This window comes from Pseudomonas sp. FBCC-B545 (assembly GCF_059134095.1).
This window is the reverse complement of the sequence record NZ_CP101441.1, coordinates 948,400-961,680: the sequence shown is the minus strand read 5'-3', so window position 1 is coordinate 961,680 and position 13,281 is coordinate 948,400. Positions and strand designations below refer to the sequence as shown.

Below are 13,281 nucleotides of genomic sequence, written 5' to 3'. Positions count from 1 at the left end.
GGACACATGGCTGACAGGTGCGCGGGGACAGGGTGGACACTTTCCGAGCGCCCAAAACAAAACCCCAACTGCTTTCGCAATTGGGGTTTCGGAATTTAATCTTGACGATGACCTACTCTCACATGGGGAAACCCCACACTACCATCGGCGATGCATCGTTTCACTACTGAGTTCGGGATGGGATCAGGTGGTTCCAATGCTCTATGGTCGTCAAGAAATTCGGGTACTGAGTCGTGACCAGCTGGCCTCGCTTCAGCAAATTGGGTATGTGACAGTTGTCGGTGTTTTGTGAGCTTCGAACTTTCGGTTCATTTCGTCTTCACACACCGCAATCTGATGCTCGTTAGAGTAGTCAAATTGCTTGGGTGTTATATGGTCAAGCCTCACGGGCAATTAGTATTGGTTAGCTCAACGCCTCACAGCGCTTACACACCCAACCTATCAACGTCGTAGTCTTCGACGGCCCTTCAGGGGACTCAAGGTCCCAGTGAGATCTCATCTTGAGGCTAGTTTCCCGCTTAGATGCTTTCAGCGGTTATCTATTCCGAACATAGCTACCCGGCAATGCCACTGGCGTGACAACCGGAACACCAGAGGTTCGTCCACTCCGGTCCTCTCGTACTAGGAGCAGCCCCTCTCAAATCTCAAACGTCCACGGCAGATAGGGACCGAACTGTCTCACGACGTTCTAAACCCAGCTCGCGTACCACTTTAAATGGCGAACAGCCATACCCTTGGGACCGGCTTCAGCCCCAGGATGTGATGAGCCGACATCGAGGTGCCAAACACCGCCGTCGATATGAACTCTTGGGCGGTATCAGCCTGTTATCCCCGGAGTACCTTTTATCCGTTGAGCGATGGCCCTTCCATACAGAACCACCGGATCACTAAGACCTACTTTCGTACCTGCTCGACGTGTCTGTCTCGCAGTCAAGCGCGCTTTTGCCTTTATACTCTACGACCGATTTCCGACCGGTCTGAGCGCACCTTCGTACTCCTCCGTTACTCTTTAGGAGGAGACCGCCCCAGTCAAACTACCCACCATACACTGTCCTCGATCCGGATAACGGACCTGAGTTAGAACCTCAAAGTTGCCAGGGTGGTATTTCAAGGTTGGCTCCACGCAGACTGGCGTCCACGCTTCAAAGCCTCCCACCTATCCTACACAAGCAAATTCAAAGTCCAGTGCAAAGCTATAGTAAAGGTTCACGGGGTCTTTCCGTCTAGCCGCGGATACACTGCATCTTCACAGCGATTTCAATTTCACTGAGTCTCGGGTGGAGACAGCGCCGCCATCGTTACGCCATTCGTGCAGGTCGGAACTTACCCGACAAGGAATTTCGCTACCTTAGGACCGTTATAGTTACGGCCGCCGTTTACCGGGGCTTCGATCAAGAGCTTCGCGTTAGCTAACCCCATCAATTAACCTTCCGGCACCGGGCAGGCGTCACACCCTATACGTCCACTTTCGTGTTTGCAGAGTGCTGTGTTTTTAATAAACAGTCGCAGCGGCCTGGTATCTTCGACCGGCATGAGCTTACGGAGCAAGTCCTTCACCCTCACCGGCGCACCTTCTCCCGAAGTTACGGTGCCATTTTGCCTAGTTCCTTCACCCGAGTTCTCTCAAGCGCCTTGGTATTCTCTACCCAACCACCTGTGTCGGTTTGGGGTACGGTTCCTGGTTACCTGAAGCTTAGAAGCTTTTCTTGGAAGCATGGCATCAACCACTTCGTCATCTAAAAGATAACTCGTCATCAGCTCTCGGCCTTAGAATCCCGGATTTACCTAAGATTCCAGCCTACCACCTTAAACTTGGACAACCAACGCCAAGCTGGCCTAGCCTTCTCCGTCCCTCCATCGCAATAACCAGAAGTACAGGAATATTAACCTGTTTTCCATCGACTACGCTTTTCAGCCTCGCCTTAGGGACCGACTAACCCTGCGTCGATTAACGTTGCGCAGGAAACCTTGGTCTTTCGGCGTGGGTGTTTTTCACACCCATTGTCGTTACTCATGTCAGCATTCGCACTTCTGATACCTCCAGCAAGCTTCTCAACTCACCTTCACAGGCTTACAGAACGCTCCTCTACCGCATCACTTACGTGATACCCGTAGCTTCGGTGTATGGTTTGAGCCCCGTTACATCTTCCGCGCAGGCCGACTCGACTAGTGAGCTATTACGCTTTCTTTAAAGGGTGGCTGCTTCTAAGCCAACCTCCTAGCTGTCTAAGCCTTCCCACATCGTTTCCCACTTAACCATAACTTTGGGACCTTAGCTGACGGTCTGGGTTGTTTCCCTTTTCACGACGGACGTTAGCACCCGCCGTGTGTCTCCCATGCTCGGCACTTGTAGGTATTCGGAGTTTGCATCGGTTTGGTAAGTCGGGATGACCCCCTAGCCGAAACAGTGCTCTACCCCCTACAGTGATACATGAGGCGCTACCTAAATAGCTTTCGAGGAGAACCAGCTATCTCCGAGCTTGATTAGCCTTTCACTCCGATCCACAGGTCATCCGCTAACTTTTCAACGGTAGTCGGTTCGGTCCTCCAGTTAGTGTTACCCAACCTTCAACCTGCCCATGGATAGATCGCCCGGTTTCGGGTCTATTCCCAGCGACTAGACGCCCTATTAAGACTCGCTTTCGCTACGCCTCCCCTATTCGGTTAAGCTCGCCACTGAAAATAAGTCGCTGACCCATTATACAAAAGGTACGCAGTCACCCAACAAAGTGGGCTCCCACTGCTTGTACGCATACGGTTTCAGGATCTATTTCACTCCCCTCTCCGGGGTTCTTTTCGCCTTTCCCTCACGGTACTAGTTCACTATCGGTCAGTCAGTAGTATTTAGCCTTGGAGGATGGTCCCCCCATATTCAGACAAAGTTTCTCGTGCTCCGTCCTACTCGATTTCATGACTAAGAGATTTTCGCGTACAGGGCTATCACCCACTATGGCCGCACTTTCCAGAGCGTTCCGCTAATCTCAAAGCCACTTAAGGGCTAGTCCCCGTTCGCTCGCCACTACTAAGGGAATCTCGGTTGATTTCTTTTCCTCAGGGTACTTAGATGTTTCAGTTCCCCTGGTTCGCCTCTTGCACCTATGTATTCAGTACAAGATAACCATCTTATGATGGCTGGGTTCCCCCATTCAGACATCTCCGGATCAAAGTCTGTTTGCCGACTCCCCGAAGCTTTTCGCAGGCTACCACGTCTTTCATCGCCTCTGACTGCCAAGGCATCCACCGTATGCGCTTCTTCACTTGACCATATAACCCCAAGCAATCTGGTTATACTGTGAAGACGACATTCGCCGAAAATTCGAATTTCTCAGTTAAGAGAACTCACAAATTTTACCTTAGCCTGATCCGTTACCAGTGAAAGTAACGTTCAGTCTATCTTTCTATCACATACCCAAATTTTTAAAGAACGAACTAGTCAAAGACTAGAAATCAACATTCACCATCACAGCGATGGAATGCTCATTTCTAAGCTTTATACAAACAGAAGCAGTAGTGGTGGAGCCAAACGGGATCGAACCGTTGACCTCCTGCGTGCAAGGCAGGCGCTCTCCCAGCTGAGCTATGGCCCCGTATTTCTACAGGCGTTTCCCACACAAAATTGGTGGGTCTGGGCAGATTCGAACTGCCGACCTCACCCTTATCAGGGGTGCGCTCTAACCAACTGAGCTACAGACCCAATTTCGGGCTGCTTCTTATCGTCTTCTTCAATGAATCAAGCAATTCGTGTGGGAACTTATGGAGCAGCTGATGTCGTCGATTAAGGAGGTGATCCAGCCGCAGGTTCCCCTACGGCTACCTTGTTACGACTTCACCCCAGTCATGAATCACACCGTGGTAACCGTCCTCCCGAAGGTTAGACTAGCTACTTCTGGTGCAACCCACTCCCATGGTGTGACGGGCGGTGTGTACAAGGCCCGGGAACGTATTCACCGCGACATTCTGATTCGCGATTACTAGCGATTCCGACTTCACGCAGTCGAGTTGCAGACTGCGATCCGGACTACGATCGGTTTTCTGGGATTAGCTCCACCTCGCGGCTTGGCAACCCTCTGTACCGACCATTGTAGCACGTGTGTAGCCCAGGCCGTAAGGGCCATGATGACTTGACGTCATCCCCACCTTCCTCCGGTTTGTCACCGGCAGTCTCCTTAGAGTGCCCACCATTACGTGCTGGTAACTAAGGACAAGGGTTGCGCTCGTTACGGGACTTAACCCAACATCTCACGACACGAGCTGACGACAGCCATGCAGCACCTGTCTCAATGTTCCCGAAGGCACCAATCTATCTCTAGAAAGTTCATTGGATGTCAAGGCCTGGTAAGGTTCTTCGCGTTGCTTCGAATTAAACCACATGCTCCACCGCTTGTGCGGGCCCCCGTCAATTCATTTGAGTTTTAACCTTGCGGCCGTACTCCCCAGGCGGTCAACTTAATGCGTTAGCTGCGCCACTAAGAGCTCAAGGCTCCCAACGGCTAGTTGACATCGTTTACGGCGTGGACTACCAGGGTATCTAATCCTGTTTGCTCCCCACGCTTTCGCACCTCAGTGTCAGTATCAGTCCAGGTGGTCGCCTTCGCCACTGGTGTTCCTTCCTATATCTACGCATTTCACCGCTACACAGGAAATTCCACCACCCTCTACCATACTCTAGTCAGTCAGTTTTGAATGCAGTTCCCAGGTTGAGCCCGGGGATTTCACATCCAACTTAACAAACCACCTACGCGCGCTTTACGCCCAGTAATTCCGATTAACGCTTGCACCCTCTGTATTACCGCGGCTGCTGGCACAGAGTTAGCCGGTGCTTATTCTGTCGGTAACGTCAAAATTGCAGAGTATTAATCTACAACCCTTCCTCCCAACTTAAAGTGCTTTACAATCCGAAGACCTTCTTCACACACGCGGCATGGCTGGATCAGGCTTTCGCCCATTGTCCAATATTCCCCACTGCTGCCTCCCGTAGGAGTCTGGACCGTGTCTCAGTTCCAGTGTGACTGATCATCCTCTCAGACCAGTTACGGATCGTCGCCTTGGTGAGCCATTACCCCACCAACTAGCTAATCCGACCTAGGCTCATCTGATAGCGCAAGGCCCGAAGGTCCCCTGCTTTCTCCCGTAGGACGTATGCGGTATTAGCGTCCGTTTCCGAACGTTATCCCCCACTACCAGGCAGATTCCTAGGCATTACTCACCCGTCCGCCGCTCTCAAGAGAAGCAAGCTTCTCTCTACCGCTCGACTTGCATGTGTTAGGCCTGCCGCCAGCGTTCAATCTGAGCCATGATCAAACTCTTCAGTTCAAACATCTTTGGGTTTTTAAGAAACCCTAAACTTGGCTCAGCAATCGTTGGTTACATCTTTGATTTCTCGCGGAGTAACTTGTGATGCTGATAATCTTGTTGACTATCAGTCTGACTCCACAAGCACCCACACGAATTGCTTGATTCAGTTGTTAAAGAGCGGTTGGTTAAGAGCTTTCGTCTCAACCGAGGCGCGCATTCTACAGCAGCCTCATTTGCTGTCAAGTGATTATTTTCAGAAGCTTTCGAAGATTTCTTCAACAACTTCAACCACTTGCGCTTCTGATCTCTCATCAGCGGGAGGCGAATTCTACAGCGTTACACGCTGCTGTCAACACCTCTTTTTCAACTTCCTTTGGGCTTCGATGAACTGAAGCTACTTGCTGCCGAAAACTTCATAACTCTTTGTTTACCAAGGAGTTTTCCGTTTCGACTGCGCCGGAAGTGGGGCGAATTATAGGCTTCCAGAATCTGTCGTCAAGGGTTAATTACACTTTTGTGGCAGAAGGTGCTTTTTTAGCAATAAGGCGGGGGATTCGCCGCATAACTGGAGGCACCCGCAGCAGAAGAAGCAGCGCACCGATGGAAGCGTAGACAGCCCACTCCTTCAAATCAGCCCGAACTATCCAGAGCATGTGCAGCAGACCAAGCCCGAGAATCACATAGACCAAGCGATGCAACTTCTTCCAACGACTACCCAACCGTCGCTGGCTGTAGCGATTAGATGTGACAGCCAGCACTAATAAAGCAAGAAACCCCAACGCCCCCACAATTATGTAAGGCCGCTTGCGCAGCTCCACGCCGAGCTGGGACCAATCCAGCCCAAGGACGAACACGCAATACGCCGCCAAATGCAACACAACATAGGCAAAGCACCACAAGCCCAATTGCCGGCGTACCGCGATCCACCCCGCCCAACCGCTCAACTTCTGCAGCGGCGTCATCCCGAGCGTGACCAGCAGTAGAATCAACGTACCCAGGCCCAGGCGATCGACCAGCACTTTGCCCGGATCAGGTCCAAGGGCAAAACTCCATGCTTCATATAGCCAGAGCAATGGCCAAACCGCCGCAGCTATGAAGACCCCAATGCGCCAGATTGGAAAGCGCATCAGTAGTTCTTCCGCAGGTCGAGACCTGTATATAAAGAAGCGACCTCATCGGAATAGCCATTGAACATCTGCGTGTCGCGCACATTCGGACTGAACAGGCCGCTGGGGAGACGTCGCTCCCTCGCCTGGGTCCACCGCGGATGATCGACCGTGGGATTCACGTTCGCATAAAACCCATACTCATCAGCCGCAATGCTTTGCCAGGTGGTTTTCGGCTGCTCGCTGACAAGACTGATCCGCACGATGGATTTCACACTCTTGAAGCCGTACTTCCACGGCACCACCAGGCGCAACGGCGCGCCATTCTGGTTAGGCAATTCGCGCCCATACATGCCAACAGCGAGTATCGCCAGTGGATTCATCGCTTCGTCCAGACGCAACCCTTCTACATAGGGCCAATCGATCAAGCCAAAACTTGAACGCTGCCCCGGCATGCTTTTCGGATCCTGAAGGGTCTCGAACCGGATGTACTTCGCTTTGGAGGTCGGCTCAACCTGCTTGAGCAACGCCGAGATCGGAAAGCCGATCCACGGGATTACCATCGACCAGGCTTCAACGCAGCGCAGGCGATAGATGCGTTCTTCCAGTTCATAGGGTTTCATGAAGTCTTCCAGGGCATAGCGCCCCGGCTTGGCTACCTCACCATCAATCACAACGCTCCAAGGCTCAGTCTTGAGCGAACCCGCATTCTGCGCAGGGTCACCCTTGTCGGTACCGAACTCATAAAAGTTGTTGTAGTGAGTTGCGTCCTTGAACGGTGTGATCGCCTCGTCCTTGACCGTCACCGCCTGCCACTTCGTCCCAGCAAGCTTCTCGGCAAACCAACTGGGCGCCCTGCCCGCCTCGACATCGGCATAGCGCGCCGCATCACCCGCACTGGCCCACCGCGGCAAGCTGCTGGCAGCAATACCGGCCAGCGCACCACCGAGCAAGCTGCGGCGAGAGAAATAGAGGGATTCAGGCGTGACATCCGATTCGTGACAATCGGACGCTTTAGGCAATTTGATTAACATGGCAACTCCGCAGCATTGGAGAACTGATGCACCAATAGACTGCGGAGTATGGGGGAAATTACATTAAGACAATGTTTTGTCCCGACGCAGATGCAGCAAGTACTGAATCGGCCCCGAAGCCGCGTAGACGAGGAACGCCAACAGCAGAATACGCGGCGGATCGCTGAACACTACTGCAAACACCAGTACCACCACGAGGATCGCCACAAAAGGCACGCGCCCCTTGAGATCCAGCTCCTTGAAGCTGTTGTACTTGATATTGCTGACCATCAGCATGCCGGCCGCCGCTACCATCAAAGCGACCAGGAACGACATTTTCGAGCCCTGAATACCGTAGTCACTGAATGCCCACACAATACCGGCTACAACACCCGCCGCTGCCGGACTGGCCAGACCGATGAAGTAGCGCTTGTCAGCGGTCCCGACCTGGGTATTGAAGCGCGCCAGGCGCAAAGCGGCACCGGCAACATAGATAAAGGCAACCATCCAGCCGACCTTGCCCATGTCACCCAATGCCCAGGCAAACGCCAGCAGCGCAGGTGCGACACCAAAGGCGACCATGTCCGACAACGAGTCGTATTCGGCGCCGAAGGCACTCTGGGTATTGGTCATCCGCGCTACGCGCCCATCCAGGCCGTCGAGCACCATGGCCACAAAGATTGCGATGGCAGCAAAACCAAAATACTTGCTGGCACTCGCCGCATCACCTGCAGCCAGTGCACTTTGGGCACTCATGGAGTTGATGATGGAATAAAAGCCGGCAAACAGGTTCGCCGTCGTAAACAGATTGGGCAGAAGATAGATGCCACGATGCCGGACCTTACGGCCTTCGGCGTCATGCCCTTCTTCGACATGTTCATCGATCGGCAGCATGCTTTCGGCGTCGGAAGCCTGGTTTGGCTCTTCGGGACGTTCGCTCATGGACTTTACCTTGCAACGGTGTGAAAAAATTCGACAGATACTTGCGGCGAGTGTTCGCCCGCAAACGATGCAGCTTTATACCAGAACCGGCCCCTCAAACGAAAAAACGCGGCCTAAGCCGCGTTTTCCCTTGATGCGTACGACTTAGTTCTTGGCTTTGTCGACGATCTTGTTGGCACCGATCCACGGCATCATGGAGCGCAGTTGCTCGCCGATGACTTCGATGCCGTGAGCTGCGTTGTTACGACGCTTGGCGGTCATCGAAGGGTAGCCGGTAGCGCCTTCGCTGATGAACATTTTGGCGTATTCGCCGTCCTGAATACGTTTCAGGGCGTTGCGCATGGCCTGGCGGGACTCGGCGTTGATCACTTCCGGGCCAGTCACGTACTCACCGTACTCGGCGTTGTTGGAGATCGAATAGTTCATGTTGGCGATACCGCCTTCGTACATGAGGTCAACGATCAGCTTCAGTTCGTGCAGGCATTCGAAGTAGGCCATTTCCGGCGCGTAGCCAGCTTCAACCAGGGTTTCGAAACCGGCCTTGACCAGTTCAACGGTACCGCCGCACAGAACGGCTTGTTCGCCGAACAGGTCGGTTTCAGTCTCGTCCTTGAAGGTGGTTTCGATAATGCCGGTGCGACCACCACCAACGCCAGCAGCGTAGGACAGTGCAACGTTCTTGGCGTTACCCGAAGCGTCCTGGTAGATCGCGATCAGGTCAGGGATACCGCCGCCTTTGACGAACTCGGAACGCACGGTGTGGCCCGGGGCTTTCGGCGCGATCATGATCACGTCCAAGTCAGCGCGTGGCACAACCTGGTTGTAGTGAATCGCGAAACCGTGGGAGAAGGCCAGGGTGGCGCCTTTCTTGATGTTCGGCTCGATTTCGTTCTTGTACAACGCGGACTGGAACTCGTCCGGGGTCAGGATCATGACCAGGTCGGCAGCTGCAACGGCGGAAGCGACGTCTGTCACTTTCAGGCCATGGGCCTCGGCCTTGGCAACGGTGGCCGAGCCTTTGCGCAGGCCAACAGTGACGTCTACGCCGGAATCTTTCAGGTTGCACGCTTGGGCGTGGCCCTGGGAACCGTAGCCGATGATGGCGACTTTCTTGCCCTGGATGATCGACAGGTCACAATCTTTATCGTAATAAACTTTCATGAGGTTCCTCTATATATCCAGGCCGTAAGGCCATTCGCTAATTTGGGTTAGATGCTGAGTACTTTGTCGCCACGGGCAATCCCGGTGACACCACTGCGTACGGTTTCCAGAATCGAGGCCGTCCCGATCGACTGGATGAAGCTGTCCAGCTTGTCGCTTGTACCGGTCAGTTGAACGGTATAAACGCTGGCGCTCACATCGACGATCTGCCCACGATAAATATCGGTAGTCCGTTTGATCTCGGCACGTTGGGCACCCGTGGCCTTGACCTTGACCAGCATCAGTTCGCGCTCGATGTGGGCACTTTCCGACAGGTCGACCAGCTTGACCACTTCGATCAGCTTGTTGAGGTTCTTGGTGATCTGCTCGATCACCTCATCGTGCCCCACGGTGGTCAACGTCAGGCGCGACAGGGTCGGGTCCTCGGTCGGGGCCACGGTCAGACTTTCAATGTTGTAGTTGCGTTGCGAAAACAGGCCGACAACACGGGACAGAGCGCCGGGTTCGTTCTCCAGAAGCAGGGAGATAATATGCCGCATGATTAAGTACGCTCCGTCTTGTTCAGCCACATGTCGCGCATAGAGCCGTCTTTGATCTGCATCGGATAGACGTGCTCGCTGGTATCCACCTGAATATCGATGAACACCAGGCGGTCCTTCATGGCGAACGCCTCTTCCATCTTCGGCTTCAGATCTTTCAAATCAGTGATGCGAATGCCGACGTGGCCATAGGCTTCAACCAACTTGACGAAATCCGGCAACGATTCCATGTAGGAATGGGAGTGACGGCTACCGTAGCTCATGTCCTGCCACTGGCGAACCATGCCCAGTACACCGTTGTTCAGGCAGACGATCTTCACCGGAAGACCATATTGCAGGCACGTCGACAGTTCCTGGATGTTCATCTGGATGCTGCCTTCACCGGTGACACAAGCCACGTCGGCATCCGGGAAGCTCAGCTTCACGCCCATGGCAGCAGGGAAACCAAAGCCCATCGTGCCCAGGCCACCGGAGTTGATCCAGCGGTTAGGCTTGTCGAACGTGTAGTACTGGGCTGCGAACATCTGGTGCTGGCCCACGTCGGAAGTCACAAAGGCGTCGCCCTTGGTCACTTCGCACAGGGTTTCGATCACGGTTTGTGGCTTGATGATGCTGCCGTCGCCCTTGTCGTAAGGGAACAGGCCACGATCACCACGCCATTCGTCGATCTGCTTCCACCAACTGGCAACGGATTCCTTGTTCGGTGCCTCGCCAATGTCCTTCAGTGCAGCGACCATTTCGGTCAACACGCTTTCCACCGGCCCCACGATCGGCACATCGGCCTTGATGGTCTTGGAGATAGACGCCGGGTCGATGTCGATGTGGATGATCTTGGCATTCGGGCAGAACTTGCTCGCGCCGTTGATCACACGGTCATCGAACCGCGCGCCCACGGCCAGGATCACGTCGGCGTGGTGCATGGTAAGGTTGGCGGTGTAGCTGCCGTGCATGCCAAGCATACCGACGAACTGACGATCCGAACCCGGGAATGCACCGAGGCCCATCAGGGTGTTCGTCACCGGCAGGTTGAGCAACTTGGCCAGCTCGGTCAGCGGAGCAGAACCACCGCCCAGAATCACGCCACCACCGGAGTAGAGCACTGGACGCTTGGCCGCCAGGAGCATTTCTGCCGCCTTGCGGATTTGCCCCGAGTGCCCACGCACGGCCGGGCTGTAGGAGCGCAGCTTGGCTTTTTTCGGAAAGACGTACTCGAATTTCTCGGCCGGGTTGGTCATGTCTTTCGGGATATCAACCACCACAGGGCCCGGGCGACCGGACTGTGCGAGGTAGAACGCCTTTTTCATGATTTCCGGGATTTCCGATGCATGCTTGATCATAAAGCTGTGTTTCACGATCGGGCGGGAAATACCGATCATGTCGGTTTCCTGGAATGCATCGGTACCGACCATGGTGCTGGCGACCTGACCGGAAATGATCACCATCGGGATGGAGTCCATATAGGCAGTCGCGATGCCGGTAATAGCGTTGGTTGCGCCTGGACCGGACGTTACCAGTACCACGCCGGCTTTACCGGTGGCACGGGCGTAACCGTCAGCCATATGGGTCGCGGCCTGTTCGTGGCGAACCAGGATGTGGGTAACAGCTGGTTCCTTGAACAGTGCGTCGTAGACATGCAGCAGAGCACCACCTGGGTACCCGTAGATATAGTCGACGCCTTCGTCACGCAAAAAGCGGACGAGCATCTCACCGCCAGATAAAAGCTCCACGTTGTTCACCTCTAAAACGCCAGAATACCGTCCGTTAAAAACCGACGGGTCTTAATAGGTTTACTTCTCAACAGAGCATGAGCGACGGTGGTCGCCGACTACGTCAGCACTGACTGAGCAAGTATTGGGATCGTCCCAAGTGTTGCGGGCTTTTCCCACCCAGCGCGAGGTAACGCGTTGCGGGTGTTACAGGTCGGCGCGGATGTGCGCCTCATGATCTGCTGAGCGGGCCTGCTTCTGGCAGTCCCGATACAGCGGACTTTGGATTCTTCTGTTTCAGGCCGTTCAAGTCAAGCAATAATTGCGCTTTTTTCCAACTAAGCGCATGAGAACGTAGAAGAAATGGCTTTGAGGAGGGATAAAACTCGCCTGAATGTCGTCAAGCGGTAGAAATGTGCGCAAGACTGCCGAAAAAACCGGCAGTCAGGCAATTAACGAGCGTCGACGATCAATTGGTCGAACTTTTTCAGCGCATTGCGCAAGCCAAGGCTCTCCAATGGACGGTCGGCATAGACCATCTCGGCCATTTCCAGGATCCCCGACGCATTCGGCAATGGCAGGTCCTGCTCCAGGATCTGCTTCATGCGCACGAGGAAGATCCACTGCAGCCATTGGTAGAAGTCCAGGGTATCGACTGAAAAGGGCTCGACACTGCTAAGCGCTTCGGCACTTGGGGGAACGTCGTCCCACCAGCCCTGCATACGCAGTTCGCGCTCAATCAGCAATAACTGTTCGGCAATCGCTGGAAAACGCGCATCCATCAGAGGCTGACCTTGGCTTTCTGTCGTGCCTGGGCGGCACCCGCGGCATCACCCTGAGCAGCACGCGCATCACCGATCAAGGCCCACAGGCTGGCTTGCAGGGCCGGGCGACCATTGGCCAGGGACAGGCCACGGCGAGCGAATTGCTCCGCTTGGGGTGCATCGCCCTGGGCCATGCGCACCTGGGCCAGGCGATACAACACTTGCGGCTCGCGAGGCGCCACGCGCTGGGCACGTTCAAGGCTCGACGATGCGCCATTCAAGTCGCCCCCCGCCTGCTGCTGTTGAGCGGTGGTGAGCAGCGCCAGCACCGGGCCATCCAATTGTTCGTCAGCCGACAACCCACCTGCGCTGGACGCCGACGGAATCCCGCTTGGCGCCGATGGCATGGTGTAGGTGCCCTGGTTGACCGGCGCGGTTTGAATCGGCGCGGAATCCACCGGCCCGGAGGTGCTGGGGCCTGGGGTCCATGGCTCGGCACTGATGGGCGCCGAGGTCGCAGCACCACTGCCAGGCACCATAACAACCACGCCTGAATCCTGTGGTATCGCTTGGGTCGCAGCTTGGGCAGGACGTTTGACCACGGTCTGGCGAAAGCCGCCGTTGGCCGAGATGCGGTCGTTATTGGAGACGGACGTGCTTGAGTCCACCACGGGAATAGAGCCGCGCTGCACGCTGGAGCAACCGCCGAGCAAAGCCAGAGCCGCAATCGCTGGAATCCACAACTTGTTCACTTG

8 protein-coding genes, 2 tRNA genes and 3 rRNA genes are annotated in these 13,281 nt (G+C 54.7%); all 13 read right to left on the bottom strand.

From position 1 onward, the window contains the following. Nucleotides 1-99: 99 nt before the first annotated feature. Nucleotides 100-215: ribosomal RNA gene (rrf, locus tag NMB39_RS04515) — 5S ribosomal RNA — on the bottom strand. Nucleotides 216-372: 157 nt separating this feature from the next. Then, nucleotides 373-3,264, bottom strand: a 23S ribosomal RNA gene (locus tag NMB39_RS04510). Between the two features lie 247 nt (nucleotides 3,265-3,511). Then, a tRNA-Ala gene (locus NMB39_RS04505) sits at nucleotides 3,512-3,587 on the bottom strand. A gap of 30 nt (nucleotides 3,588-3,617) precedes the next feature. Then, nucleotides 3,618-3,694 (bottom strand) — tRNA-Ile (locus NMB39_RS04500). An 82-nt stretch (nucleotides 3,695-3,776) separates the two neighbouring features. Beyond that, a 16S ribosomal RNA gene (locus NMB39_RS04495) occupies nucleotides 3,777-5,313 on the bottom strand. The 16S, 23S and 5S rRNA genes sit together here with 2 tRNA genes alongside, the layout of an rRNA operon. Nucleotides 5,314-5,801: 488 nt before the next feature. Next, nucleotides 5,802-6,422: a protein-methionine-sulfoxide reductase heme-binding subunit MsrQ gene (msrQ, locus tag NMB39_RS04490; protein ID WP_046069526.1), complete on the bottom strand. Its 621-nt coding sequence runs from the start codon at nucleotides 6,420-6,422 to the stop codon at nucleotides 5,802-5,804. Continuing rightward, nucleotides 6,422-7,435 (bottom strand): protein-methionine-sulfoxide reductase catalytic subunit MsrP, encoded by a 1,014-nt coding sequence (msrP, locus tag NMB39_RS04485; protein WP_057025002.1) that lies wholly within the window; start codon nucleotides 7,433-7,435, stop codon nucleotides 6,422-6,424. The genes msrQ and msrP overlap by 1 nt, the downstream gene beginning before the upstream one ends. A 63-nt stretch (nucleotides 7,436-7,498) precedes the next feature. Beyond that, nucleotides 7,499-8,356 (bottom strand): CDP-diacylglycerol--serine O-phosphatidyltransferase, encoded by an 858-nt coding sequence (gene pssA / locus NMB39_RS04480; RefSeq protein WP_043050593.1) that lies wholly within the window; start codon nucleotides 8,354-8,356, stop codon nucleotides 7,499-7,501. Nucleotides 8,357-8,500: 144 nt separating this feature from the next. Further along, nucleotides 8,501-9,517: a ketol-acid reductoisomerase gene (gene ilvC / locus NMB39_RS04475; RefSeq protein WP_003176099.1), complete on the bottom strand. Its 1,017-nt coding sequence runs from the start codon at nucleotides 9,515-9,517 to the stop codon at nucleotides 8,501-8,503. A 47-nt stretch (nucleotides 9,518-9,564) separates the two neighbouring features. Beyond that, nucleotides 9,565-10,056, bottom strand: a complete 492-nt coding sequence (ilvN, locus tag NMB39_RS04470) for an acetolactate synthase small subunit (protein ID WP_003176102.1) — start codon at nucleotides 10,054-10,056, stop codon at nucleotides 9,565-9,567. A gap of 2 nt (nucleotides 10,057-10,058) precedes the next feature. After that, on the bottom strand, nucleotides 10,059-11,783 hold the full coding sequence (locus tag NMB39_RS04465) for an acetolactate synthase 3 large subunit (RefSeq protein ID WP_057025061.1): 1,725 nt from the start codon (nucleotides 11,781-11,783) through the stop codon (nucleotides 10,059-10,061). Nucleotides 11,784-12,214: 431 nt separating this feature from the next. After that, the gene (locus NMB39_RS04460; protein ID WP_494339593.1) at nucleotides 12,215-12,544 is read right to left on the bottom strand and encodes a YqcC family protein; all 330 of its coding nucleotides are present in this window, start codon (nucleotides 12,542-12,544) and stop codon (nucleotides 12,215-12,217) included. Then, a complete protein-coding gene (locus NMB39_RS04455) occupies nucleotides 12,544-13,278 on the bottom strand; it encodes a tetratricopeptide repeat protein (protein WP_306956439.1) in 735 nt (244 codons plus the stop codon). Before NMB39_RS04455 ends, NMB39_RS04460 begins: the two co-directional genes overlap by 1 nt. Between the last annotated feature and the right edge of the window lie 3 nt (nucleotides 13,279-13,281).